The sequence below is a fragment of the Anaerosphaera multitolerans genome (genome assembly GCF_004006535.1).
Taxonomy (GTDB): domain Bacteria; phylum Bacillota; class Clostridia; order Tissierellales; family Peptoniphilaceae; genus Anaerosphaera; species Anaerosphaera multitolerans.
The window spans coordinates 1-24624 of the sequence record NZ_RLIH01000003.1 but is presented as its reverse complement, the minus strand read 5'-3'; the positions used below and the strand labels follow the sequence as shown (position 1 = coordinate 24624).

The window sequence follows — 24624 nt, the reverse complement described above, 5'->3', positions numbered from 1 at the left end:
TGCAATATTGGTACTTACTATGGTTGTACCTGTTATATTGCAATTGATTTATTAGAATTAGGGTGCATTGGTGAACTACGTAAGTAAAGCAAATTTTTTCGAAGATTTTTTTAAACGTCGATCTTATCTAATTGAAAAATATAGTAAGGGAGACATTACAAAAGGTGAATTTTTAAAATATAACTTTGATTATTTTAATTCGGTAAATGCTAGACCTTTTTTACGAATTGACTCCTTTGAAAAGGGCATTTACAATTATCAGTATTTTAACGGATTAGCAAAATATTATAAGATGTTGGCAAAGGAAGTAAAAAACACTAAAAAACGTTCTAGGTACTATAATTACTATTTAAATCTTGGTAATAAATATTACCAAAAAAAAGATGAAAGTGTTTTGACTATTTTGGAACTTCAGAATTTTACAAATATTCAAAGTTATTATATAAAATGTGATTCTAATTTTTTAAAAAATAGTTTATATGAAATAGTACTTATAGATAAGAGGGAAGCTATTTTTCATTCAAAGGCCGATTGGCTTCTTAATGTTTTAAAAGAAAAGAAAATATTTGATGATGAAATAAAAACTTCCTTAATTGAAGAGTATATTAATGAAAAGTATTAAGATTAAGAGGACCCTATAGAGGTCCTCTTTTTAAAGTCATTTAGAAGATTCAAGTAACATATCTCCAATTCTATAGACGTCACCTGCTCCCATTGTAACTACAATGTCACCTTCTTTAATGTTTTCTTTTAAGTAATTGACAATATCTTCAAAGTTATCAATATATATGCTTTTATTTCCATTTGTATTAATAGCTTCATAAAGTGTCCTTGAGTGAATATCTCCATAGTCTTTTTCTCTAGCAGCATAGATATCTGTAATTATAGTTATATCAGCATCATTGAAAGATTTTGAGAAGCTGTCTAGTAAAAGTTTAGTTCTTGTAAAAGTATGAGGTTGAAAAATACAATATAATTTTCCTTGCACGCCTTTTCTAATTGCATTTAATGTAGCTTTTATTTCCGTAGGATGATGAGCATAGTCATCTTTTATTATGGCACCGTTATAAACGCCTTTATACTCTAATCTTCTATGAACGCCGGTATAAATTTCTATACCCTTTTTAGCTTCCTCAAAAGAAATTCCATTTTCTACAGTAGCTGTTATTGCTGCTAAAGAATTATAGATATTATGAGTTCCCATAACTGCTAAATTAATATTATCAACAAATTCATCATTGTAGTATAAATCATAACTAGGATATCCGTTATTATACAGGATATTTTTAGCTCTATAGTTCGCTTGATTATTAATTCCAAAAGTTATAATATTACAATTCTTTAAACTATTTAAAGAATTTGTATTTTCATCATCAATATTTAAAATTAACTTATCTTTCTCAGATAGATTTTCTGCATATTTTTTAAAGGTATTTATAATATGTTCAATATTATCAAAATAGTCTAAATGATCTTCATCTATATTTAAAATAATAGCAGTTGTTGGATAATATTTTAGAACATTAGCTTTGTACTCACAAGCTTCTGTTAGGAAAAGTTTTTTATCTCCTATTTTTACATTTCCATTAATACCATCCAATTGTCCTCCTAATAAAATAGTGGGATTTAAGTCTATATTTTTAATTATTTCACTAATCATTGAAGTAGTTGAAGTTTTACCATGAGTACCGGATACGGCAATAGATGATTCATAGTTCTTCATTAATGCCCCTAAAAAAGAAGCTCTATCTATAATATCAACCTTTGATTTAATAGCTGCATCTAGTTCAATATTATCAAGACTGATGGCATCTGTAAAAACTATTAAATCTGCTCCCTCAATATTGCTAGGGGAGTGGGTATTAAATATTTTTGCTCCATCTGTTTTTAATTTTTCAATTATTTTACTTTTTTTTGAATCAGATCCTGAAACAATAAATCCTTCCTTTAACATTATTTCCGCTAAACCACTCATAGATATACCGCCAATACCGATAAAGTGGATGTGTTTATACTTGTTTTTATCTATATTAAAATTAAACATGTTGACCTCCCGTATATTAACAGATTAATTATAACACTATTTCAGAAAAAAATTAAACATATAAAATACGTTAATTATTTAACTTTTATATATTTTACGTCATTCTTATAGTATAATAAACAGAAGGGGTGAGTATTAAGTGAAAATTACAGACGTAAGAATCAGGAAATTACCTGACGAAGGAAAAATGAAAGCTATAGTTTCAGTGACTTTTGATGAGGAGATAGTTATACACGACATTAAGATTATTGAAGGAGCAGAATCATTATTTATAGCTATGCCAAGTAGAAAGCTGCCAAATGGAGAATTTAGAGATATTGCACATCCTATTAATTCAGATGCAAGAAAAAAAGTAGAGGATGCAGTTTTCGCTAAATACGAGGAAATTATCAATGAACCTGAAACACAGGAGACAGAACCTGTTCAGGGATGATATTTGGATAATCAAAAAAGTCCATATTGTATGGACTTTTTTTAGTGGGAAACTTTAATTCATTTAAGATTAAATATATATTTTTATTTTTTACTATTTTTATATTCGCTAGGTGTTATCCCGGTATATTTTTTAAAAGTACTAGAAAAATGAGATTGTGAAGCAAAACCACAGTCAAAGGAAATATAGTCAAAATTCTTTTGAGATTCTACTATTAATTTCTTAGCCCTATTTATTCTTAAAATATTTACATATTCACAAAATCTATAACCGGTTTTCTTTTTAAATAAATAACATAAATAATTTTTTGATACATGCAAGCTATTTGCAATTTCTTTTAAGGTGATTTTATTATAATAGTTTTTATTTACAAACTCTAAAGCCTTTTTAATTATTGAATTCTTACTAATTTTAACCATTGAAGTTAAACTATCTGAATATTTTTTAATCATAGTTTTACCTAACTCTATTAAAATGTTAATATTGTCTTCGTTTTTTAATAAGTGGTCATTTTCTTTTGCCAATTCTTCCAAATTTTTATTATAAGTAATTAGATAATAGGTATAAGTAAAAATATTTAAATTATGTAAGTAGTTTTTAATATTATTTTTTGTTATTATATTTTTTTGTATTTTTTCTTCATATAATTTTAAGGCGGTTGATAGATTCAATGGATTAATATTTGTAACTAATATTAAATGATTATACATTTTTTCTCCTTTACAATTTATAAATTAATATAGTAATTTTATAGAAAAATAATTCCTATAAACTATTATAATTAAAATATAAATGATAATCAATATCAAAGGAGGAAGTTATGAATAAAGTTAATGTAATATATTGGAGTGGTACAGGTAATACTGAAGCAATGGCTAGTGCAATTGCAAAAGGAGCAGAGGATGCCGGTGCAGAGGTGAGGATAATTCCGGTAGGATCAGCAACTGAAAATGATGTTAAAGATGTTGAACATTTGGCGTTTGGCTGTCCAGCTATGGGAGCAGAGGAGCTTGAGGAAACGGAAATGAGACCTTATATGGATTTAGTTAATCCGCTTTTGTCAGGTAAAAATGTTTTGATATTTGGTTCTTATGAATGGGCCGATGGAGAATGGATGAAATTGTGGCAAGAAGAAATTGAAGATACAGGGTGTAAGTTAGTAGCTGATGGTTTTGCAGCTTATGATAATCCTGACGATGATGCAATTGAAGAATGTGAGTCATTGGGAAGAGAGTTAGCTAGAGCATAATAGTTATGTATAAGGAGGAGTTTTTAAAGTTTTATAACTATATAGAATTATATGACGACTATAATTATTTAATAGCTTTTTTGAGGTTTTTAACATCTCCTACTACTTCGGGATTAAAAGTCGGAACGATGATTAACATATGTAATTCAAAACGAAATTTAAAAGATGTTTGGACTAGGAATAGTGCTAATTTAAGTAAAATTATAAATTTATCTTTTATTGAATTAAAAATTTTTAAAAATTCTATTTTAGTTTATTTTTTTAATGAAAATCTTTTAAAGAATCATTTGAAAAATACTGAGATAAAGGAATACTTAATAAATTTAAATTATGGAGGAAAAGGTAATTTAGATGAATATTTCAATATTTTAAAAAATAATTTTAAGATATTAAACAGTTGTCCAAATGAAATTGGAGTTTTTTTAGGATACCCTTTAAAGGATGTAAAAGATTTTTCATATAAAGATAAAAAATGTAAGTTAAGTGGGTATTGGAAGTGTTATAATGATGTATATACATCAAAAATAGCATTTAAAAAATACGATAATGAAAAATTAAAAATTATAAAAAATTATTATGAAGATGCTATGTAGCATCTTCTTTTTTAAGGAGATATTATGATTTTACAAAGATTAAGATCTGAAATGAAAAAGGAAAATATTGATTGTTATATAATACCTACATCAGATCCTCATGGTTCTGAGTACTTGCATAATCATTTTAAAGAAAGGGAATTTATTACAAATTTCACAGGCTCTGCAGGAACTGCGGTTGTTACTGAGAATCAAGCTTTTTTATGGACTGATGGAAGATATTTTATTCAAGCTGAATCAGAAATTAAAGAAAGCGGATTTAAGTTAATGAAGATGGGAATAGAAGGAACCCCAACTTATATAGAATGGTTATCAGAAAATTTAAAATCAAATGATCTTGTAGGTTTAAATGGGGAATATTTTATGGTAAAATCCTATGAAAAACTAAAACATACTTTAGAAGAAAAATCTATATTCATAAAGGACATAGATTTAATTGATAATATATGGGAGAATAGACCAGAATTGCCCAATGGGAAAGTTTACATTCATGATTTTAAATTTAACGGAAAATCTTCTCTTGAAAAGATTTCTTTAATTAGAAATAAGTTAAACTATTATAACGCAAATATAACTGTAATTTCATCACTAGATGATATTGCTTGGACTTTAAATATAAGGGGAAGTGATATTAAATATTGTCCTTTTGTATATTCGTATTTAATCATTGAAGAAGAGAGTGTAGTTCTATTTATAAATAAAGAAAAATTAGAACAGAAAACTTATGAATATTTAAATAAGATTTGTTACATTTATGAATATGACGAAATTTTCAACTACTTGGGAAAATATAATAATAAAAAATTTTATATAGATAAAAATAAGGTTAGTGTTAAACTATTTGGCAGCATTAACAACTCTAACAATTTTGTTTATGGAAATAATATAACAGAGGATTTAAAATCAATAAAAAATGCTGTTGAACTTGAAAATCAAAAAAATGCCTATATTAAAGATGGAGTTGCACTTACTAAATTTATATACTGGCTTAAAAATACTGTTAAACTGAAGAAGATAAATGAATATGATGCCGCTTTAAAACTTCAAGAATTCAGAAAACAGCAGAAATATTATATTGAAGACAGCTTTGAAACTATTTCAGCCTATGGGAAAAACGGAGCTATGATGCACTATAGTGCAAATAATGAAAATAGCTTAATAATTGAAGAAAGAGGATTTCTTTTAGTGGATTCGGGAGGCCAGTATTTAGATGGTACTACTGATATTACTAGGACAATTGTAATGGGTTCTTTGACTGAAGAGGAGATAGAAGATTTCACATATACATTAAAGTCGCATTTTATGTTAAGTACTTGTAAGTTTTTAAAGGGTACATCCGGTAGAGATTTAGATATATTAGCAAGGTACAATCTTTGGAAAAACAATTTAGATTATAAAAGTGGAACAGGCCATGGAGTGGGATATTTTTTAAACGTACATGAATCACCACCTTCTATAAGTCCTAGAAGTACAGAAAAATCTCTTGAACCCGGTATGATTGTAACAAACGAGCCTGGTGTTTATAAAGAGGGAAAGTATGGAATTAGAATAGAAAATGTCTATGAAATAGTAGAAGATACTACAGTGGGAAATGATGTTTTTTATAAATTTAATGTTCTCTCTTTTGCTCCAATAGACATAGAAGCTATTGATATGAAATTACTAGATAACTATGAAATTGCTGCTCTAAACGATTATCATAAAAAAGTTTATGAAAAGATTTCTCCTTCTTTAAATAGCGATGAGAGAAAATGGTTATATAATGTCACAAGAGAATTGATTAGATAGGTGATTATTTGAAAAATTTAGAAGATAGATTAAAACAACTTCCTGATCTGCCAGGTGTTTATATTATGAAAGATAAGAACGATAATATAATCTATGTAGGTAAAGCAAAATCTTTAAAAAACAGAGTAAGACAGTATTTTGGAAGCTATGGCAATTCAACTATGAAAGTAAAATCAATGGTTTCTAACATTGAAGATTTTGAATATATTATAGTTGAAAATGAAGTTGAATCTTTAATATTAGAGAGTAATTTAATTAAAGACAATCTTCCTAAGTATAATATTTTATTAAGAGATGATAAGCAATATCCATATATTAAAGTAACTGTTAACGAGAAGTATCCCAGAGTTTTAAAAACGCGAAAAAAAATAAATGATAAAGCTAAATATTTTGGACCTTATCCCAATGTAACTGCAGTAAACTCTTCAATTGACATTTTGCATAGAATATATCCTTTAAAGACCTGCACTCTTAATTTAAATAAAAAAACAAAAGTATATAGACCATGTTTAAATTATTTTTTAGGAAGGTGTTTGGCGCCATGTACTGAAAATGTAAATACTGATGAATATAATGAAATGATAAATGAGATTCTTAAATTTTTATCAGGGAGAGATAATGAGTTAATTAAAGATTTAGAAAATAAAATGTTTGAGGCTTCAAATAATTTAGAATTTGAGAAGGCAGCTACATTAAGAGATGATATTGAATCGTTAAAATTATTAAATGAAAAACAAATTATTTCCAATGCCGATTCAAACGAAAACAGAGATGTCATAAGTGTAGCTAAGGGCATAGATGAATCATTAGTTCAGGTGTTTTTTATAAGAGAAGGAAAAATAATAGGTAGAGAACATTATTTTATGAAAGATTATTTTAATGATAGCGAGTCCGATATCTTATCAGCGTTTATAAAACAATTTTATAATAATGTTACTTTTATACCAAAAGAAATATTAATAGAATATCCCCTTGAAGACTTAGAAGATTTAGAAAAACTTTTAACTAAGAGAAGGGGAGCTACTGTTAAGATTAGCGTCCCAATTAAAGGTGATAAAAAAGATTTAATTAACTTGGTTAAAAATAATGCTCTTGAGACTTTAAATAAATATGCAAATAAGTATAGTAAGAAACGAGAACAAAATCTTGAGGCTTTAAATGAATTAAAAGATTTATTAAACTTAAAATCAATACCTAGTAGAATTGAAGCTTATGATATTTCAAACACCTATGGTGTGGAATCGGTAGGTTCAATGGTGGTATTTGAAAATGGCGAGCCAAAAAAGAGTGACTATCGAAAATTTAAAATTAAAAATGTAGAGGGTCCAAATGACTATGCATCAATGGAAGAGGTTCTCTATAGGAGATTTAAAAGAGGAAAGACAGAGCAGGAAGAAAATATAAGGTCATCTTTTTCTTCTTTTCCTGATTTAATTATGATTGATGGAGGAAAGGGACAAGTAAATATTGCAAAAGAGGTCTTGGAAAACTTAAATTTAAATTTAGAAATTTGCGGTTTAGTAAAAGATGATTACCATGAGACTAGAGGAATTATTTATAACAATCTAGAGTATAATTTAAATGTAACTTCAAAAAGTTACAGACTAATTTATAAAATACAAAATGAAGCTCATAGATTTGCCATTAATTATCATAGATCTTTAAGAAGCGATGCTATTTTTAAATCGGAGTTAGATGATATTGAGCAAATAGGTCCAAAAAGAAAACAGGATTTAATGAAGCATTTTAAATCAATTAAAAAAATTAAAAGTGCATCTATAGATGAACTTTTAGAAGTTAAGTCAATGAATAAAAGTTCTGCAGAAATATTGTACAATCATTTTCATGGAGGTATTAATGAAGGGAATAGAGTTACAAAAAGTAATAAATGATTTGGATTTAGAAAAAATCTATATTGCAAATAATATAGATGAAGTTCTTCTTAAAAGTGGTGATATAAATAGACCTGGATTGCAATTAACAGGATACTATAATCAATTTTCACCTGAGAGGCTTCAAATTATAGGAGAACAAGAATGGCACTACATCAATGAGCTTAATCCTAAAGAAAGACATAATTCTTTAAAAAAACTTTTTAGTTATAATATTCCCGGTGTGGTATTTTGTGGAAATAACTACATTCACGATGAAATTATAGAACTTTCAAAAATTCATGATGTGTCTTTGTTTAGAACTTCAGATACTTTTTCTAAATTTACCGGAGTCTTTCAAAACTATGTTGAAGATAAATTGGCTCCTAAAATAAGAAAGCACGGCGTTTTGCTAGATATATATGGTGTGGGAGTTTTAATTACGGGCAAGGCGGGAATTGGTAAATCTGAAGCAGCACTTAATTTAATTTCAAAGGGTTCCAAGTTGGTTTCAGATGATTCTGTAATAATTAAAAATATAGATAGCAAATTAATTGGAACTTCTCCTGAAATAACGAAGCATTTTATGGAACTAAGAGGTGTAGGCATAATAGATGTTCAAAAATTATTTGGAATAGGCTTCGTTATGGAGGAAAAAGAAATTGAAATGATTGTAGATTTAGAAAGTTGGGATTCTACAAAGGATTATGAAAGGCTTGGTCTTGAAGATGTATATGAAGAAATTCTAGGGATAAAAATTGTTAAATACACGATTCCTGTAAGGCCAGGCAGAGATATTGCTTTAATTATAGAAGTTGCTACAAAAAACTTCAAACAAAAGGAAATGGGATACAACCCTGCAGTGGAACTTAATAATAGAATTTTAAATAGCAGAAACAATAAAAATAGTAATTAAAAAAACATTTTAAAAACTTTGAAATAGGCTATAATATAAAGAAGATATGTAATTTAAAATGTTTAATATAAAGAGGGGGTTTTTCGCAATGAAAAATTTTAAGACGATGGATGGTAATGAAGCTGCGGCTCACGTGGCCTATGCTTTTTCTGATATTGCTTGTATATATCCGATTACACCATCCTCACCTATGGCTGAACATATAGACGCCTGGGCATCACAAGGAAGAAAGAACATTTTTGGACAAGAAGTTTTAGTTAAGGAATTACAATCTGAAGCTGGTGCTGCCGGAGCTATGCACGGTGCATTACAAGCAGGCTCTTTAACTTCTACTTATACTGCGTCTCAGGGTTTACTACTTATGCTGCCTAATATGTATAAAATAGCAGGGGAATTGCTACCGGGAGTATTTCATGTAGCAGCTCGTGCTTTAGCATCTCATGCTCTTTCTATATTCGGTGATCATCAAGACGTTATGGCTGCACGTGCTACTGGTTTTGCACTTTTAGCCTCAGGTTCTGTTCAAGAATCTATGGATATGGCTGCAGTTGCACATCTTAGTGCTATTAAAAGTAGAGTTCCTTTTGCACATTTTTTTGATGGTTTCAGAACTTCTCATGAAGTACAAAAAATTGAAGTATTGGATTACGATGATTTAGAGAAGTTAGTTGATAAAGATGCTATAAGCGAATTTAAAGAAAGAGCTTTAAATCCTAATGAACCTTTTGTAAGAGGTACTGCTCAAAATCCTGATATTTATTTCCAATCTGTAGAATCTTCTAATAATTTTTATGAGAACGTTGTTGATGTTACTGATGAATATATGAAAGAAATCTCTAAGTTAACTGGAAGAAAGTACGGGTTATTTAATTATTACGGTGCAGAGGACGCAGAAGAAGTAATTATAGCTATGGGATCTGTAACTGAAACTATAGAAGAAGTTGTTGATTATCTAAATGATAATGGCAAAAAAGTAGGATTGCTAAAAGTACACCTATATAGACCTTTTTCTAAAAAACACTTCTTAGATGAAATGCCTAAGACAGTTAAGAAAATAGCAGTTTTAGATAGAACTAAAGAAAAGGGTGCTATTGGAGAACCTCTATACCTTGATGTTAGAGATGTTTATTATGATGTGGAAAATGCTCCTGTTATTGTAGGTGGTAGATACGGTTTAGGATCAAAGGATACAAATCCATCTCAGATTTTAGCTGTCTTTAAACATCTTAATGCAGATAAACCAAGACATAATTTCACAATAGGTATAAATGACGATGTTACTAATTTATCTCTTCCTATTGAAGAAACTATAACTACTGAGCCTGAGGGAACTATTAGATGTAAGTTCTGGGGATTTGGTTCTGATGGTACAGTTGGTGCAAATAAAAGTGCAATTAAAATTATTGGTGATAATACCGACATGTATGCACAAGGATATTTTGACTATGACTCTAAGAAATCCGGTGGAGTTACTATGTCTCACTTGAGATTCGGTAAAAATAGAATTACTTCAACTTACTTGCTTGCTGAGTCTGACTTTATATCCTGTTCAAAACAATCATATGTATATCTATACGACTTGCTAAAGGGATTGAAAAAAGGTGGAACGTTTCTATTAAATACTCTTTGGGATGAAAAAGCATTAGACGAACATCTACCACAGTCTATGAAAAAATATATTGCAGAGAATGAAATAAAGTTCTATACCATAAATGCAACTAAAATTGCAGCAGAAATAGGTCTTGGAGAGAGAATTAATATGGTTATGCAATCAGCATTCTTTAAACTTTCCAATGTACTACCTATTGAAGATGCAGTAAAGTTCTTAAAGGAAGCAATTGTAAGAGACTATGGCAACAAAGGTGATGACATTGTACAGATGAACTACAAGGCTGTTGATGCTGGAATAAATGCTACTCATTTAGTTGAAGTTCCAGACAGCTGGAAGAACGTTGAAGTTGATGAAAATCATAAAATTGACAATGCACCTGAATTTATCAACGATATTTTAGTTCCAATGACTAGACAAGAAGGTAATGATTTACCAGTATCTTCATTTGTAGGAGTTGAAGATGGTACTTTCCCTGCTGGAACTAGTAAGTATGAAAAGAGAGGAATTGCAGTTAACGTACCTAGATGGATAATAGGAAACTGTATTCAATGTAATCAATGTTCTTTTGTTTGTCCACATGCTGCAATTAGACCTTTCCTATTAGACGAAAATGAAGTTGCAAACGCGCCTGAAGGTTTTGAAACCAAAAAGGGAATAGGTAAGGGTGCTGATAAGTACGAATACAGAATTCAAGTATCACCTTTAGATTGTACTGGTTGCGGAAATTGTGTTCAAGTTTGTCCTTCAAAAGAAAAAGCTTTAGTTATGGCACCTTTGGAAGAAATGATAGATGAACAATCTGATAATTGGAAATTTGCTACTACTATAAAGACTAAACAAGAAGATTTTGAGCCGAATAACGTTAAAAATTCACAATTCTTTATGCCATATCTTGAATTCTCAGGAGCGTGTGCTGGTTGTGGAGAAACACCATATATTAAATTAGTAACACAATTATTTGGTGATAGAATGAGTATTGCAAATGCAACTGGTTGTACATCTATTTGGGGAGGATCTGCTCCTTCAATGCCATATTGTACAGATGAATGTGGTCACGGACCTTCTTGGGCTAACTCTTTATTTGAGGATAATGCTGAATATGGTTTTGGAATGGCAATTTCTCAAACTCAAAGCAGAGATAGAATTAAAATTTTAATGGAAGAATTTATAGACTTAAATGTAGATCAAGCCACTAATGAATTGTTTAATGAGTGGATTGACGGAATGGATGATTATAAAACTTCAAAGGCTGCTAGTGTTAGATTGATACCAGCACTTGAAAAACAATATGATTCAGAAAAAGCAAATGAAATTATTAAGACTTTAAATAGCCTTAAGAAATTCTTAATTAAGAAATCTCAATGGATAATTGGTGGAGACGGATGGGCTTATGACATTGGTTATGGTGGACTTGACCACGTACTAGCATCTGGTGAAGATCTTAACGTTATAGTTGTTGATACAGAAGTTTATTCAAATACAGGAGGACAAGCTTCTAAGGCTACTCCAACAGCTGCTGTGGCACAATTTGCCGCTTCTGGTAAAACTACTAGAAAGAAAGATCTAGGTATGATGGCTGCAACTTATGGATATGTATATGTGGCACAAATCGCCCTGGGTGCTGATAAAAACCAAGCTTTAAAAGCAATTAAAGAGGCTGAAGCTTATAATGGTCCTTCATTAATAATTTGTTATGCACCTTGTATAAATCATGGAATTAGAGCTGGAATGGGCGCTTCTGTAGAAGAGGAAAAGAAAGCGGTTGAATCAGGCTACTGGCACTTATACAGATTTAATCCTGATTTAAAGAAAGAAGGAAAGAATCCGTTTATTTTAGATTCTAAAGAGCCGACAAAACCATATAGAGAGTTCTTAGATGGGGAAGTTAGATATACTTCACTTAAGAAATTATTCCCTGAAAGAGCAGAAGAGCTTTATGAAGTGGCTGAAGAAAATGCTAAAGAAAGATATGAATATTACTTGAGAATGGGACAATCTTTCGAAGACTAATTTAAATTTATAGATATAAAACATAAAATCCAAGGGCTTAATCCTTGGATTTTATGTTTTATTAAATTCAATAATAATTTAATTTTAATAAGAAACTAACTATTATATTTAAATGTTTTTATCACTTTAATAACTGAGAGAGATGCCACTAAGCCAACTGCAAGTGAAGATGCAATAAAAAAAGTTTCTAAAGCGGATTCTTGGGCAAGTTTGGAATTTTCATTGATTAAATAATACATTGAATAATATACACCTGCACCAGGGACCATTGGAGTTAAACCCGGTATTATAAAAACCGTTGCCGGATTTTTTAATTTTCTTGCTGCAAATTCACCAAGTAACCCTAAAATAAAGGCAGAATAAAGTCCAGCTAAAAAGTAATTATTGGTCTTTATCAATGTAAATTTGAATATAGTCCAAGCGATTCCAGCAAATAAGCATGATGTAATTATAGCCTTCTTAGGGCAATTGAAATAAAAGGCAAAGCCCATTGCTGCAAAAGTTGCTATTAAAAATTGAGTTAAATAATACATATTACACTCCTTATTTTAATATTTGTAGTGCTGCTCCAACACCTAGCGCTATTGCAAGACCTAAAAAGATTGTCTTTGCAAGTCCCATTAATCCTGATAAAAAATCACCGTTCATAATGTCCCTTGCTGCATTAGTAGAGGGAACTCCAGGGACTAATATCATAATGGATCCTATTACTACCATATTATAATTACTTGCTAAATTAATCTTTGTAAATAAAATGGCAAGAACAGTAATTATAAAGGAACCAATAAAATTATATACAAAAAAAGTAAAATCAAATTTAGTAATTCTATTTAAAAAATGAGAAACAAATGTAGTAATTAAAAAAGCTGATATAAAGTCTTTAATATTTCCTCCAAATAATAGAGAGAAAAATCCTGCCAGCCAACCGGCAGATAAATTTAAAACCTTACTGTTAATGTTAAAATTACTATCTATTTTTTCTAAAATATTCATTCCTTCATTATAACTAATGTTGTCACTTACAAATTTTCTGGAAAAATCATTTACCTCTGCTATTTTTTCTAAGTTAATTGTTGAACTTTTTACCTTTTTGAAGTTGTTCATAATCTCCCCATCATATTCTAGGGAAATAAATATACCTGATGTAAGAACATATACATCTACAGAATCTATATTGGTAGCAGAACTACAAATTCTTTGCATGGTATCTTCAACTCTATAAATTTCAGCTCCATTTTTAACTAAAAGTTTACCAGCGTAAATAGCCAAGGTCATTAAATTTTTAGCATCTTTTATATTATCTATTTTGCGTTTCATAATTTACTCCAATCATTATGATTATACTATTTAGAATGGGTTTAAACAATCAATATTAATTGAAAGTGTACCTGTCAAATGATATAATGTTACAGGAAAACAATAGGATGAGGTGATAGTATGGAAAAACCTATAGTCTCTATTATTGGGACTCCTAACGTAGGAAAATCCACACTTTTTAATAAAATAATAGGACGAAAAATTTCAATTACAGAAGATACACCAGGTGTTACAAGAGATAGAATTTACTATGATGCGCAATGGCTGGGAAAGGTATTTCTACTTGTTGATACTGGTGGACTTGATTTAAAGGATGAAGATATTTTTATGTCCAGCATAAAAGCACAAGTAGACCTCGCCATGGATATGAGTGATGTAATTATTTTTTTAACTGATGGTGTTAGAGGAGTTACATCAAGCGATAGAGAGATAGCCACTTATTTGAGAAAGTCCAATAAAAAAGTAATTTTAGCGGCTAATAAATTTGACTCCAAGGCTGCAAAAGAAAATTATTATGATTTTTTTGAGCTGGGCTTGGGAGAACCGATAACTATAAGTTCTGAACAAGGTACCGGAGTTGGGGATTTGCTTGATGAAGTTATTAAAGATTTTGGTGAACAGCCTGAAGAATTTTATGACGATTCAATAAGAGTAACTTTTATAGGTAAGCCGAATGTTGGTAAGTCCTCTTTGATTAATCATATACTTGGAGAAGATAGAGTTATTGTAACGGATATTCCCGGTACTACAAGAGACTCTATCGATACAAAATTTAAATATAAAGATGAAGATTATACTTTAGTTGATACGGCAGGACTTAGAAAAAAGAAAAAAATCAATGAGAAAATTGAAAGGTATTCTGTCATTAGAACACTTACAGCGATTGAAAGATCAAGTGTATGTGTATTGGTAATTGATGCCTTTGAAGGTGTTTCAGAACAGGATGCCAAAATAGTAGGGTATGCTCATGATAACAATAAAGGGATTATAATTGCTGTCAATAAATGGGACTTAATAGAAAAGGATAATAATTCCATTAAGAAATTTGAAAAATCAATTAGGGATAGGTTACCTTTTATAAATTACGCGCCAATGGTATTTGTATCAGCATTAACAGGGCAAAGAATTGATAAACTATTAGAAACAATTTTAATAGTAAACAATAATTATAACCATAGAATAAAAACGGGTGTATTAAATGATATTTTAAATAAAGCTGTTTTAATGAATCAACCTCCTTCAGATAAAGGAAGGAGAGGGAAGTTATATTATGGATCTCAAGTTTCAGTGAGACCGCCTAAGTTTTTGTTATCTGTAAATGATAAAGAATTATTCCATTTTAGTTATATAAGATATTTAGAAAATCAAATTAGAGAATCCTATAGTTTTGATGGCGTTCCAATAGTATTAACTTTAAAAAATAGAGGAGAACAATGATGTTATTTCCAATTTCGTTGGTTTTATCCTATTTAATAGGGACTGTCTCAGGTTCCTATTTTCTAGGTAAAATTTTTCTAAACGTTGATGTTCGTGAACATGGAAGCAAAAATGCAGGAACTACTAATGCTATGAGAGTGTTAGGGAAAAAATTGGGTGTTATAACTTTTATAATAGACTTCTTAAAAGGAGTTCTGGTAGCTTTTATTTCAAAGTTTCTATTTGATTTCTCAGATGAGTACACTTTGTTAATTATACTTGCTTGTATTATAGGACACGACTATCCTTTTTATATGAAATTTAAAGGTGGAAAGGGAGTTGCTACTACATTAGGTGCTTTTGCTGTATTTGACTTTAAATTAACTTTTATTTGCTGGATTGTTTGGATGCTTTTAACCATTTTTACTAGAATTGTATCTTTGGCATCAATAGGTTTTTTCTTAAGTATATTTGTGTTATTTACTTTCTTTGGTTTTTATAGTATTTATAGTAAAATATTAATAGGAATTATTTGTATTTTAGGGATTTATAGACATAAATCTAATATATTAAGATTATTAAGTGGAACTGAAAATAAAATAGGAAATAGGAGATAATTATGAATATTGGAGTATTAGGTGGAGGAAGCTGGGGTACCGCAATAGCCAGATTACTCTCAAAAAAAGGACATGATGTAAACTTCTACGTAAGAAATAAAGAAATTGTAGATGAAATTAACATAAAAGGTGAAAATAGTAAATATTTACCGGGAGTTCGTTTAGAAAATATAAAAGCAACATCTGATTTATTTGAAGCTGTTAAGAACTCAGAAGTTTTAGTTTTAGGAGTTCCAACAAATTCTATAAGGTCAGTTCTAGAAGAAATAAAAGATTATGTAAAAGACCAAATCATAGTTAACCTTGCAAAAGGAATTGAAGTAGATACTTTAAAACGTGTTTCTGAAATTTCTGAAGAAATATTACCTAATAACTCCTTCGTAAGTCTTTCTGGACCATCACATGCAGAAGAAGTTGGAAAGGATATTCCTACACTTGTAGTAGTTTCTTCTAAAGATTCAAATTCTGCAAAAAAAATTCAACATACGTTTTCTGGCGAAGATTTTAGAGTATATACGAACCATGATTTAATTGGAGTGGAGATTGGCGGAGCTTTGAAAAATATCATTGCTTTAGCTGCAGGTATGAGTGATGGTTTAGGTTATGGTGATAATACAAAAGCAGCTTTAATGACAAGAGGCATTTATGAAATGAGTAAGCTGGGAAAAGCACTAGGTGCCGATCCCTATACCTTTAATGGACTTGCAGGTATAGGTGATTTGATTGTAACATGTACAAGTATGCATTCCAGGAACAGAAGGGCTGGAATTTTAATGGGTGAAGGGTTAACTTCTGACGAAGCGGCAATTAAAATTGGGCAAGTTGTAGAAGGTGTTAAGACCACTAAATCCGCCTTTGAACTATCTAATAAGTATAATGTATCAATGCCTATTACTCATAAGCTTTATGAAGTAATATATGAAGGATTGGATCCTAGAAAAGCTGTTTCAGATTTAATGAAACGCGAATATAAAGAAGAAATGGAAGAAATATTTTTAGAAAATACTAAAATTTAATTCGGTGAATAAACTTGAAATTTAAATTTAAAAATAAAACAATACTAATTTTAGTAGCTATAGTGTTTATATTCTTTTTATTAAACTCTGTAACTAGTAAAATATATAGAAAAAATAAAACGGTTTTTCCTACTTATACAACTTATGTAAACAGTATCGCTGCTAAAGGCTTTAATGTCTTTAATGAAAAAACTTATAAGGCAAGTGGTAATGGCATAGTACTATTTAATGCAAGTGAAGGTCAAAAAGTTCCCGTTGACTATGAAATTGCAAGTATTAATCTGATGAATGATACTTCCGATTTAAAGGATGAACTTACAAAAGTAAATGCAGCATTAAATTTTAAACTAAAAGAAGAAGGAAAGACACCAATTACTAATGGTAGTGTCAATGTTTACAACATCCAGGATGACCTAAAAAATGATAATTTTACACAGGCGATTTTAGATATTAATGAATTGGATATTAATACGCAAAAAAACGTCAGTATTTCAACATTAACAGAATTAATGAGTTATACATCGGAAGAACTAATGGAGAAAAAAGATACCTTAGCTTTTCAAATTGCACAAAGTAATATATCTTATAAATCAGAATTTGCGGGTATAGTATCATTTAAGATTGACGGATTAGAAGATTATTATAATTTTGAAAATATTGATAAAATAGATACTGCTTATTTAAATAAGTATAATAAACTTTCTGAACACTTAAGTAAAACAAAAGTTGAAAAAGGAGAAAACTTATTTAAAGTAATTGACAACTTATCTTTTTATATTGCGTTAAGAATAAAAGATTTTAAAGATATTGATGATTTTAAAATTGGAGACATACTTTCATTACAATCTGACAATGGTACTAGATTTTCAGGAGAGATATATAAAATTAAAAAAAATAAAAGCAACGGTGTTGTAATAATTAACGTAAATGATTGTTTTGAGGAAATTTATCCGGAAAGAATAAATGATTTTAAAATAATTTTAGATGAAAATAAATGTTTTGAAATACCTAAAAGTGCTATAATAAAAAGAAATAATATTTCTGGAGTTTTTATTCAAGAAATTCATGGCCTAGTAAGGTTTGTGCCTATTGAATTAATAGAATCCTTTGAAGATACAGTATATGTTTCATCAGGTGATAAAACTGGAAATATCACAATTTCTGATAAGACTCATAAAACTATTACTATTAATGATTCCATAGTAATAAACCCGATGCAGATTGATGAGTCACAAATTTTAAACTAATGGGGTGAAAACTATTAATATAAAAGAAAATTTATTTAAAATTCTTGAAGAAATTGAAGATGCAAAAAAATATTCCATAACTAATGAAGATGTTACTTTAGTAGCAGTTACTAAAACTAGAACTATTGAGGAAATTAATGAAGTTCACAGTCTGGGAATTGATAATATAGGCGAAAATAAAGTACAGGAATTGAAAAATAAAATAGATTTACTTAATAATTCAACAATAAATTACCATATGATTGGTAATTTACAAACAAATAAGGTAAAATATATATATGATAAAGTAGCTTTAATTCATTCTTTAGATAGATTAAATTTAATAAAAGAGCTTGATAAAAGAGCAAAAAATGATAATATATTTATAAATTGTCTTATCCAAGTAAACATAGGTGATGAACCTCAAAAAGGAGGAGTAGCCTATGAAGAAACAGAGTCTTTTCTAGAAAAGTGTTTAGAATATGATAATGTAAAAATTAAAGGATTAATGACAATAGCTCCCAATGTAAATGATGAATTATTTTTACGGGAATGTTTTCAAAAAATGTTTAAGTTGAAAGAAAAAATAAAATCAAAGAACTATAAAGAAGTTGAGATGCAATATTTATCTATGGGAATGAGTGGAGATTTTAAAATAGCTATTGAAGAAGGTTCTAACATGGTGAGAATAGGAACCAGCATCTTTGGCAGTAGAAATTAGGAGGATAAAATGGCAGAAATAATGGATAAAGTAAAAAGAATTTTTGGATTTGCTGATGATTACGATGACTATGAGGATTATGAAGAAGAAAATTATAATGACGACTATGAAGAAGTAGAAAGAGAAATAGCTAATAGGGCAGTTAAAAGCAGAAAAGCTATTGAAGGCAATATTGACATGATTATTACTGTTCATGAACCTTTGTCTTATGAGGAATCACCTCAAATCGTTGATGATTTAAGAGAATATAAATCAATAGTACTTAACTTCGAACAATTAGATCTTGATGTAAAAAGAGAAATATTTGATTTTGTAAACGGTGCATTATATGCTCTTGATGGCAAAATACAAAAAGTTAATAAGGATATCTTTATCTTAGCTCCTAAAAATGTCGAAATTGATGGTTTAAAGGAAGAGCTTAAAAATACCGGAATGTTTCCTTGGTAATGAGCCTTGAAAAAAACCTTCTTTTAAAGCACGTTGTTGAGGACGAAAAAAAAGCTATTCTTAGAAATTTAATAGATAAAATTGAAATAGTTACAAATAAACATATTAATGAAAGTACAGATTTTTTAGATCCTTATGAAGTTTACCTTTCTAAATCTATTTTAAATAGGTTTGATGATGTAAAGTATAGTATTGATGGTGGATATGAGGGAGCTGAGCGTTCAATTATATATATCTATCCGGACTATGTTTATGATTTTAAAGGAGATTACATCAAGAGGTTGAGCTTTAAAATAAATGAATTTATAACTCACAAGAATGTACTTGGCAGTTTAATGTCTTTAGGAATTGAGAGAAAAAAAATAGGTGACATTGTATTTAGTAATAATTATTGTCACATTTTCTTAAAATCAGATATTTCAAATTATGTTGAGTTCAATTTATCCAAAATAGGCAAGTATAATATTCATTTGGAAGATAATGTTGATTTTATACTTCCTACTATTGAATATAAGGATTATAAATTAATAATATCTTCTTTAAGATTAGATGTTTTTTTAAGTGCGGTATTAAATATTTCAAGATCTAAGGCATCAAACTTAATAACAAATGAAAAAGTTAAGGTTAATTTTAAAGATGAAAATAAAACTTCTTTAAAGTTAAATCCGGGTGATTTAATTTCTGTAAGGAAATTTGGTCGAATTATATTTGAAAATGTTGAACAACTCACAAAAAAAGATAAATATGTTATCAATGTTAAAATCCCAAAATAACTATTTTGGGATAATTTATTTGGAGGTATAATGGGAGTTTTCTTTTTTTCTATTTTATTAGTTTTAATAGATCAATTATCAAAATTTTTTGTAGTTAGATTTTTAAAGGGCAATGCTCCAGTAGTAGTAATAGAAGATGTTCTAAATTTTTATTATTTAGAAAATAGAGGAGCTGCTTTTGGAATAATGCAAAATAAGAGGATTGTTTTTATTGCAATTACTGTAATTGTAATAGCTGTTTTAGTTAGCTTATTATATAAAAACTATGAAAATTCGTCTTTAATGCTTAAAGCATCTATTTCTTTAATAATCGGAGGCACATTGGGAAATTTTATCGATAGAATTAGATTACACTATGTAGTAGATTTTATAAGCATTAACATAAAAAAAATTAACTTTCAATTTGCTGTTTTTAATTTAGCTGATGTATTTATAGTTGTAGGAACAATACTATTAATACTTATAGTGCTGTTACATGACAACCCTAAGAGGATTAAAAATGCAAATTAAAGAAATATTATCCGATGCTGAGAATGTAAGGTTGGATAAGTACCTAGTTGGACTATTACCTTTTAATAGGTCTCAAATAAAAAAATTAATTGATTCAGGGGAAATAAAGGTCAATAATAAAATTGTAAAAGCCGGCTATAGTTTAATGTTAGATGATATAATTTCAGTTAATTATTTTGAAGATAATAATATACCTCTACCTGAAGATAATATAGATTTTAAAATTCTATATGAAGATGATGATTTAGCTGTTATTTCAAAACCACAAAATCTAGTAGTACATCCGGGTGCTGGCAATCCAAGGGGAACTTTAGTCAATGGTTTATTATATCAATTTGATAAACTGGCTGTTACAGACGACGAAGTAAGACCCGGAATAGTTCATAGATTAGATAAAGATACTAGCGGGTTAATGATAATAGCCAAAAGTAAATATGCTTATACTGAGTTAGTTAAGTGCTTTAAAGAAGGGAAAATTATAAAAAACTACTTGGCCATAGTGGATGGGAATTTATATGAAAAATCTACAGTAGATACTTTAATTGGAAGAGATCCAAGAAACAGAATAAAAATGGCTGTAGTTGAAAAAAACGGTAAAAGAGCAATTACAGAAATTAAAACTTTGAAAAATTTCAAAAATCTCACTTTAATATTTGTAACTTTACACACCGGAAGAACACATCAAATAAGGGTTCATATGAATCATATTAATCATCCGGTCCTAGGAGATCCACTATATGGTAGAAAAAACATATATGGAATAAATAAACAGATGCTTCATGCTTATACCCTTGCCTTTATTCATCCGGTTACAAAAAATAGAATGTTTTTTAAGGATGAGTTTCCACAAAGATTTAAATCTCTTTTGAAAATGTATTATTAATATTTACGTTATAATAAAATTTGATTTGAAACAATTTTTAATTTTTTAGGATCTTTTTTAAAGCAATCAAAAATTGTCTTTATAATAAGATCTTTTTTTATACTTTCACTATTAAAACTATCAGAAGTAATTGTATCTAAGATTCCAGTACAATAATTTGTAACGTAACTAATACAACTATACGATATATTTAGTTCATTAAATAAAAGTACTTCTGGAATGTTTGTCATTCCTACTACATCGCAATTTAACATTTGATAAAGTTTAATTTCAGTTTTACTTTCAAATCTTGGTCCTTCAGTACAAACATATATACCTTCAGAAACATTTAAATTATATTTTTTTGATTCTAAATAGAAAAGTCTGTTTAAATCATTGCTATAGGGATTGGAAACCTCTAAATGTTTTACGATGTCACCAGTGTAAAAGCTATATATTCTATTCTTAGTCATATCTAGAAAGTCGTTATTTAAGACGATTGAACCTACAGGTAATTCTTTTCTTAAACTTCCAACAGCACATATTCCATATACGTGATCAATATTAAGATTTTTTATTGCCATAGCATGGGCTCTATAATTAATATTAGAAGGGGAGACATTGTGTTTCTTTCCATGTCTTGGTATGTAATAAAGTATATAACCATCCATAAATACTTCATTTAAAATAACATTTCCGAAGTCTGTAGAAACTATAATTTCATTTTCATCCTTAAAATAATTATCAAAACCTGTTCCAGCAACAATAGCATATTTATTCATATAAATCTCTCTTTCTATTTATTATAATAAAATTATAGCATAATTAATCTGGAAATTTTCTATTTAACAATAGTATATATTTTGTAATTTTAGTTTTTATGGAATATAATTATTAAAGAACACATTCCGATAATCTTATTCTAAATTTAGTTAATGAGGTATAACATGAAAAAATATGATGTAATAATAATTGGTGCTGGTGCCAGTGGTGCATTCGCGTCTTATGAATTTACAAAACTTAATAGCAATTTAAAAGTTTTAATCATTGAAAAAGGAAATTCCATTGAAAAAAGAATTTGTCCTATAAAAGCTGGAAAAGTTGAAAGTTGTATAGGATGTATTCCATGTAACATTATGAATGGATTTGGGGGAGCCGGTACTTTATCTGATGGAAAGTACAATATTACTACAAACTTTGGTGGAGATATCCATAATTATATTGGTAAAGAAAAAGCCATTGAGTTAATGGAATACGTTGATGAAGTATTATGTAGTTTTGATGATGGTGAATCTAAACTATACACTACAAAATCCTCTAATTTAAAAACAGTTGCATTAAGACATGATTTACATTTATTAGAAGCTAAAGTAAGGCATTTTGGTACTGATAGAAATATTGAAATTTTAAAAAAAATGTATGAATATGTAAAAAATAATATCGAAATTAAATTCAACACTTGTTGTAGTGAGGTTGAAAAAAATTCTAAAGGCGAATATATAGTAACCACTGATAAAGGTGAAGAATTTGCTTGTAATCATTTAATATTAGCTTCCGGGCGTTCAGGTTCAAAATGGATTTCTAAAATTTGTAAACAATTTAATATTGGTCTATTAAGTAATCAAGTGGATATTGGAGTTAGAGTTGAACTTCCTGCAGAAGTATTTAAACATATTACTGATGAGGTATATGAAAGTAAAATAGTATATCTTACTAAAGAGTATAATGATTTAGTTAGAACCTTTTGTATGAACCCCTATGGTCAAGTAGTTGCAGAAAACACTAATGGAATAATAACTGTAAATGGCCATTCCTATGCGAATCCTGAATTTCAAAGTGAAAATACTAATTTTGCTTTACTCGTAAGTAATAGATTTACAGAGCCTTTTAAAGATTCAAATGATTATGGAGAATCAATTGCTAAACTTTCTAATATGTTAGGAGGAGGAGTTCTGCTTCAAAGATTTGGTGATTTAATAAAGGGGAGAAGATCTGACAAAAAGAGAATGGAAAAGTGTTTTACCATACCAACTTTAAAAGCTACTCCAGGAGATTTATCTTTGGTAATACCTAAAAGACAATTAGATTCAATTATTGAAATGATTTATGCTCTTGATAAAATTGCACCCGGTACTGCTAATGGAGATACTTTATTATATGGAGTTGAAGTTAAATTTTATAATTCTAGGGTAGAAGTAGATGAAAATTTTGAAACTGCTGAAAAAGGTCTTTATGTAGTAGGGGATGGAGGTGGAGCTACCCACTCACTTTCACAAGCTTCAGCATGTGGAGTGTATGTTGCAAGGTATTTAAATAGTTTATTAAAGTCTTGACATTTTCTATAATTCATTGTATTATTAATAAAATATAAAATGTTGATTAGAAAATAGTAGCTAATCTAAGATTTTTATAGAGAGTCAATGTTTGGTGGAAATTGACAAAATCATTTTAGTGAATGGGTCTATGAATGCAAGGCGAATTATAGTAGCTAAGACGTTTCTCGCGTTATAGAGATAGAATATGTCAGTATTCGAAAAAGATATGTTTTTTAAACATAAATAGGATGGCACCGCGAACAACCATTTGCTCCTAATTTGAGCAAGTGGTTTTTTTATTTTCTATTCATATTTTAATTAAATTAAAAAGGAGAATAAAAATGAAAACGAAAAATTTAGTAACAGCGTCAGTTTTATTGGCAATAGGAGCAGTACTTCACTTAATAGTACCAGGGTTTGTGGCAGGTATGAAGCCTGATTTTATCTTGGTAACGATGTTTTTTGCGATTTTATTAAATTTAGATTTTTTTTCAACAATTACAATAGGTGTAGTTGCTGGAATTTTAGGAGCTGTAACTACTACATTTCCAGGGGGACAAATTGCAAATGTAGTGGATAAAATACTTACGTCTATATTTGTATTTGGACTTTTAAAATTATTTGCAGGTAAAGATAACATTACCACAATAAAAATTATGATTTTAACTGTAATAGGTACTTTATTTAGTGGATTTATATTTTTATCTACTGCATTAATCATCAGCGGATTACCCGGTTCTACAACTTTTAGTGCTATGATTTTAGCTGTGGTTATTCCTGCAGCAATATTAAATGCGCTTTTATCAACAATAATATATAAGACTATAAAAATTTATCAAAAAACTATTTCGTAATAAATAAAATCCATTATATGAAAAATATAATGGA

24 protein-coding genes and 1 other annotated feature are annotated in these 24624 nt (G+C 28.9%); of the genes, 19 read left to right on the top strand and 5 right to left on the bottom strand.

What is annotated here, in order from left to right; translation table 11 throughout:
* Window positions 1–70 precede the first annotated feature (70 nt).
* Complete coding sequence (locus EF514_RS02605) at window positions 71–622, top strand: DUF6648 family protein (protein WP_127723550.1); 552 nt, start codon at window positions 71–73, stop codon at window positions 620–622.
* Window positions 623–658: 36 nt separating this feature from the next.
* Here the strand turns inward: EF514_RS02605 and murC are convergent, their stop codons facing one another.
* On the bottom strand, window positions 659–2044 hold the full coding sequence (gene murC, locus EF514_RS02600; protein WP_127723548.1) for a UDP-N-acetylmuramate--L-alanine ligase: 1386 nt from the start codon (window positions 2042–2044) through the stop codon (window positions 659–661).
* 139 nt (window positions 2045–2183) lie between these two features.
* On the opposite strand from murC, the gene spoVG reads away from it, so the two are divergent.
* On the top strand, window positions 2184–2477 hold the full coding sequence (spoVG, locus tag EF514_RS02595) for a septation regulator SpoVG (protein ID WP_127723546.1): 294 nt from the start codon (window positions 2184–2186) through the stop codon (window positions 2475–2477).
* A gap of 83 nt (window positions 2478–2560) precedes the next feature.
* On the opposite strand, the gene EF514_RS02590 is transcribed toward spoVG, so the two are convergent.
* Window positions 2561–3187 carry a helix-turn-helix domain-containing protein gene (locus tag EF514_RS02590; protein WP_127723544.1) on the bottom strand — a complete coding sequence of 209 codons (627 nt, stop codon included), beginning with the start codon at window positions 3185–3187 and terminating at the stop codon, window positions 2561–2563.
* A gap of 110 nt (window positions 3188–3297) precedes the next feature.
* Between EF514_RS02590 and EF514_RS02585 the strand changes: the two genes are divergently transcribed.
* From EF514_RS02585 to nifJ, 6 genes are all read left to right on the top strand, one after another.
* Window positions 3298–3726 (top strand): flavodoxin, encoded by a 429-nt coding sequence (locus tag EF514_RS02585; protein WP_127723542.1) that lies wholly within the window; start codon window positions 3298–3300, stop codon window positions 3724–3726.
* Between the two features lie 5 nt (window positions 3727–3731).
* A complete protein-coding gene (locus EF514_RS02580) occupies window positions 3732–4319 on the top strand; it encodes a DUF3793 family protein (RefSeq protein ID WP_127723540.1) in 588 nt (195 codons plus the stop codon).
* A gap of 24 nt (window positions 4320–4343) precedes the next feature.
* Window positions 4344–6107, top strand: coding sequence for an aminopeptidase P family protein (locus EF514_RS02575; protein WP_127723538.1), 1764 nt, complete (start codon window positions 4344–4346; stop codon window positions 6105–6107).
* 8 nt (window positions 6108–6115) lie between these two features.
* The gene (gene uvrC / locus EF514_RS02570; RefSeq protein WP_127723536.1) at window positions 6116–7999 is read left to right on the top strand and encodes an excinuclease ABC subunit UvrC; all 1884 of its coding nucleotides are present in this window, start codon (window positions 6116–6118) and stop codon (window positions 7997–7999) included.
* Window positions 7965–8894, top strand: coding sequence for an HPr(Ser) kinase/phosphatase (gene hprK / locus EF514_RS02565; protein ID WP_127723534.1), 930 nt, complete (start codon window positions 7965–7967; stop codon window positions 8892–8894). The genes uvrC and hprK overlap by 35 nt, the downstream gene beginning before the upstream one ends.
* 88 nt (window positions 8895–8982) lie before the next feature.
* Window positions 8983–12516 carry a pyruvate:ferredoxin (flavodoxin) oxidoreductase gene (nifJ, locus tag EF514_RS02560; protein ID WP_127723532.1) on the top strand — a complete coding sequence of 1178 codons (3534 nt, stop codon included), beginning with the start codon at window positions 8983–8985 and terminating at the stop codon, window positions 12514–12516.
* A 95-nt stretch (window positions 12517–12611) separates the two neighbouring features.
* Here the strand turns inward: nifJ and EF514_RS02555 are convergent, their stop codons facing one another.
* Window positions 12612–13049, bottom strand: a complete 438-nt coding sequence (locus EF514_RS02555; RefSeq protein WP_127723530.1) for a threonine/serine exporter family protein — start codon at window positions 13047–13049, stop codon at window positions 12612–12614.
* A gap of 10 nt (window positions 13050–13059) precedes the next feature.
* Entirely contained in the window at window positions 13060–13833 is a 774-nt protein-coding gene (locus tag EF514_RS02550; protein ID WP_127723528.1) for a threonine/serine exporter family protein, read from the bottom strand.
* A 120-nt stretch (window positions 13834–13953) separates the two neighbouring features.
* Here EF514_RS02550 and der point away from each other — a divergent pair, with 120 nt between their 5' ends.
* Genes der through EF514_RS02505 form a run of 9 tightly spaced genes read left to right on the top strand, consistent with a single transcriptional unit; the run spans window position 13954 to window position 21442 of the window.
* Window positions 13954–15270 carry a ribosome biogenesis GTPase Der gene (gene der, locus EF514_RS02545; protein ID WP_127723526.1) on the top strand — a complete coding sequence of 439 codons (1317 nt, stop codon included), beginning with the start codon at window positions 13954–13956 and terminating at the stop codon, window positions 15268–15270.
* The gene (gene plsY, locus EF514_RS02540; protein WP_127723524.1) at window positions 15270–15866 is read left to right on the top strand and encodes a glycerol-3-phosphate 1-O-acyltransferase PlsY; all 597 of its coding nucleotides are present in this window, start codon (window positions 15270–15272) and stop codon (window positions 15864–15866) included. The genes der and plsY overlap by 1 nt, the downstream gene beginning before the upstream one ends.
* A 2-nt stretch (window positions 15867–15868) precedes the next feature.
* On the top strand, window positions 15869–16882 hold the full coding sequence (locus EF514_RS02535) for an NAD(P)H-dependent glycerol-3-phosphate dehydrogenase (protein WP_127723522.1): 1014 nt from the start codon (window positions 15869–15871) through the stop codon (window positions 16880–16882).
* Between the two features lie 14 nt (window positions 16883–16896).
* Window positions 16897–18129, top strand: a complete 1233-nt coding sequence (locus tag EF514_RS02530; RefSeq protein ID WP_240648990.1) for a biotin/lipoyl attachment domain-containing protein — start codon at window positions 16897–16899, stop codon at window positions 18127–18129.
* Window positions 18130–18142: 13 nt separating this feature from the next.
* Window positions 18143–18829: a YggS family pyridoxal phosphate-dependent enzyme gene (locus EF514_RS02525; RefSeq protein WP_127723948.1), complete on the top strand. Its 687-nt coding sequence runs from the start codon at window positions 18143–18145 to the stop codon at window positions 18827–18829.
* A 9-nt stretch (window positions 18830–18838) separates the two neighbouring features.
* Complete coding sequence (locus EF514_RS02520) at window positions 18839–19276, top strand: cell division protein SepF (RefSeq protein WP_127723518.1); 438 nt, start codon at window positions 18839–18841, stop codon at window positions 19274–19276.
* Window positions 19276–20049, top strand: a complete 774-nt coding sequence (locus tag EF514_RS02515) for a YlmH family RNA-binding protein (protein WP_127723516.1) — start codon at window positions 19276–19278, stop codon at window positions 20047–20049. The genes EF514_RS02520 and EF514_RS02515 overlap by 1 nt, the downstream gene beginning before the upstream one ends.
* A gap of 30 nt (window positions 20050–20079) precedes the next feature.
* Window positions 20080–20559 (top strand): signal peptidase II, encoded by a 480-nt coding sequence (gene lspA / locus EF514_RS02510; protein WP_127723514.1) that lies wholly within the window; start codon window positions 20080–20082, stop codon window positions 20557–20559.
* Entirely contained in the window at window positions 20549–21442 is an 894-nt protein-coding gene (locus EF514_RS02505; protein WP_127723512.1) for an RluA family pseudouridine synthase, read from the top strand. Before lspA ends, EF514_RS02505 begins: the two co-directional genes overlap by 11 nt.
* Window positions 21443–21450: 8 nt before the next feature.
* Here EF514_RS02505 and EF514_RS02500 read toward each other — a convergent pair whose 3' ends face one another.
* Window positions 21451–22203, bottom strand: a complete 753-nt coding sequence (locus EF514_RS02500; RefSeq protein ID WP_127723510.1) for an MTAP family purine nucleoside phosphorylase — start codon at window positions 22201–22203, stop codon at window positions 21451–21453.
* 165 nt (window positions 22204–22368) lie between these two features.
* On the opposite strand from EF514_RS02500, the gene EF514_RS02495 reads away from it, so the two are divergent.
* Window positions 22369–23754 carry an NAD(P)/FAD-dependent oxidoreductase gene (locus EF514_RS02495; protein WP_127723508.1) on the top strand — a complete coding sequence of 462 codons (1386 nt, stop codon included), beginning with the start codon at window positions 22369–22371 and terminating at the stop codon, window positions 23752–23754.
* A gap of 33 nt (window positions 23755–23787) precedes the next feature.
* Window positions 23788–24015 (top strand) — a binding site (T-box leader).
* 62 nt (window positions 24016–24077) lie between these two features.
* The gene (locus EF514_RS02490; RefSeq protein ID WP_127723506.1) at window positions 24078–24590 is read left to right on the top strand and encodes a tryptophan transporter; all 513 of its coding nucleotides are present in this window, start codon (window positions 24078–24080) and stop codon (window positions 24588–24590) included.
* Window positions 24591–24624 lie beyond the last annotated feature (34 nt).

Excerpts from the sequence above, each read along its gene's own strand:
- murC (WP_127723548.1), bottom strand. The coding sequence starts at position 2,044 with ATGTTTAATTTTAATATAGATAAAAACAAGTATAAACACATCCACTTT.
- EF514_RS02590 (WP_127723544.1), bottom strand. The coding sequence starts at position 3,187 with ATGTATAATCATTTAATATTAGTTACAAATATTAATCCATTGAATCTA.
- EF514_RS02585 (WP_127723542.1), top strand. The coding sequence starts at position 3,298 with ATGAATAAAGTTAATGTAATATATTGGAGTGGTACAGGTAATACTGAA.
- EF514_RS02580 (WP_127723540.1), top strand. The coding sequence starts at position 3,732 with ATGTATAAGGAGGAGTTTTTAAAGTTTTATAACTATATAGAATTATAT.
- EF514_RS02575 (WP_127723538.1), top strand. The coding sequence starts at position 4,344 with ATGATTTTACAAAGATTAAGATCTGAAATGAAAAAGGAAAATATTGAT.
- hprK (WP_127723534.1), top strand. The coding sequence starts at position 7,965 with ATGAAGGGAATAGAGTTACAAAAAGTAATAAATGATTTGGATTTAGAA.
- nifJ (WP_127723532.1), top strand. The coding sequence starts at position 8,983 with ATGAAAAATTTTAAGACGATGGATGGTAATGAAGCTGCGGCTCACGTG.
- EF514_RS02555 (WP_127723530.1), bottom strand. The coding sequence starts at position 13,049 with ATGTATTATTTAACTCAATTTTTAATAGCAACTTTTGCAGCAATGGGC.
- EF514_RS02550 (WP_127723528.1), bottom strand. The coding sequence starts at position 13,833 with ATGAAACGCAAAATAGATAATATAAAAGATGCTAAAAATTTAATGACC.
- der (WP_127723526.1), top strand. The coding sequence starts at position 13,954 with ATGGAAAAACCTATAGTCTCTATTATTGGGACTCCTAACGTAGGAAAA.
- plsY (WP_127723524.1), top strand. The coding sequence starts at position 15,270 with ATGTTATTTCCAATTTCGTTGGTTTTATCCTATTTAATAGGGACTGTC.
- EF514_RS02535 (WP_127723522.1), top strand. The coding sequence starts at position 15,869 with ATGAATATTGGAGTATTAGGTGGAGGAAGCTGGGGTACCGCAATAGCC.
- EF514_RS02520 (WP_127723518.1), top strand. The coding sequence starts at position 18,839 with ATGGCAGAAATAATGGATAAAGTAAAAAGAATTTTTGGATTTGCTGAT.
- EF514_RS02515 (WP_127723516.1), top strand. The coding sequence starts at position 19,276 with ATGAGCCTTGAAAAAAACCTTCTTTTAAAGCACGTTGTTGAGGACGAA.
- lspA (WP_127723514.1), top strand. The coding sequence starts at position 20,080 with ATGGGAGTTTTCTTTTTTTCTATTTTATTAGTTTTAATAGATCAATTA.
- EF514_RS02505 (WP_127723512.1), top strand. The coding sequence starts at position 20,549 with ATGCAAATTAAAGAAATATTATCCGATGCTGAGAATGTAAGGTTGGAT.
- EF514_RS02500 (WP_127723510.1), bottom strand. The coding sequence starts at position 22,203 with ATGAATAAATATGCTATTGTTGCTGGAACAGGTTTTGATAATTATTTT.
- EF514_RS02495 (WP_127723508.1), top strand. The coding sequence starts at position 22,369 with ATGAAAAAATATGATGTAATAATAATTGGTGCTGGTGCCAGTGGTGCA.
- EF514_RS02490 (WP_127723506.1), top strand. The coding sequence starts at position 24,078 with ATGAAAACGAAAAATTTAGTAACAGCGTCAGTTTTATTGGCAATAGGA.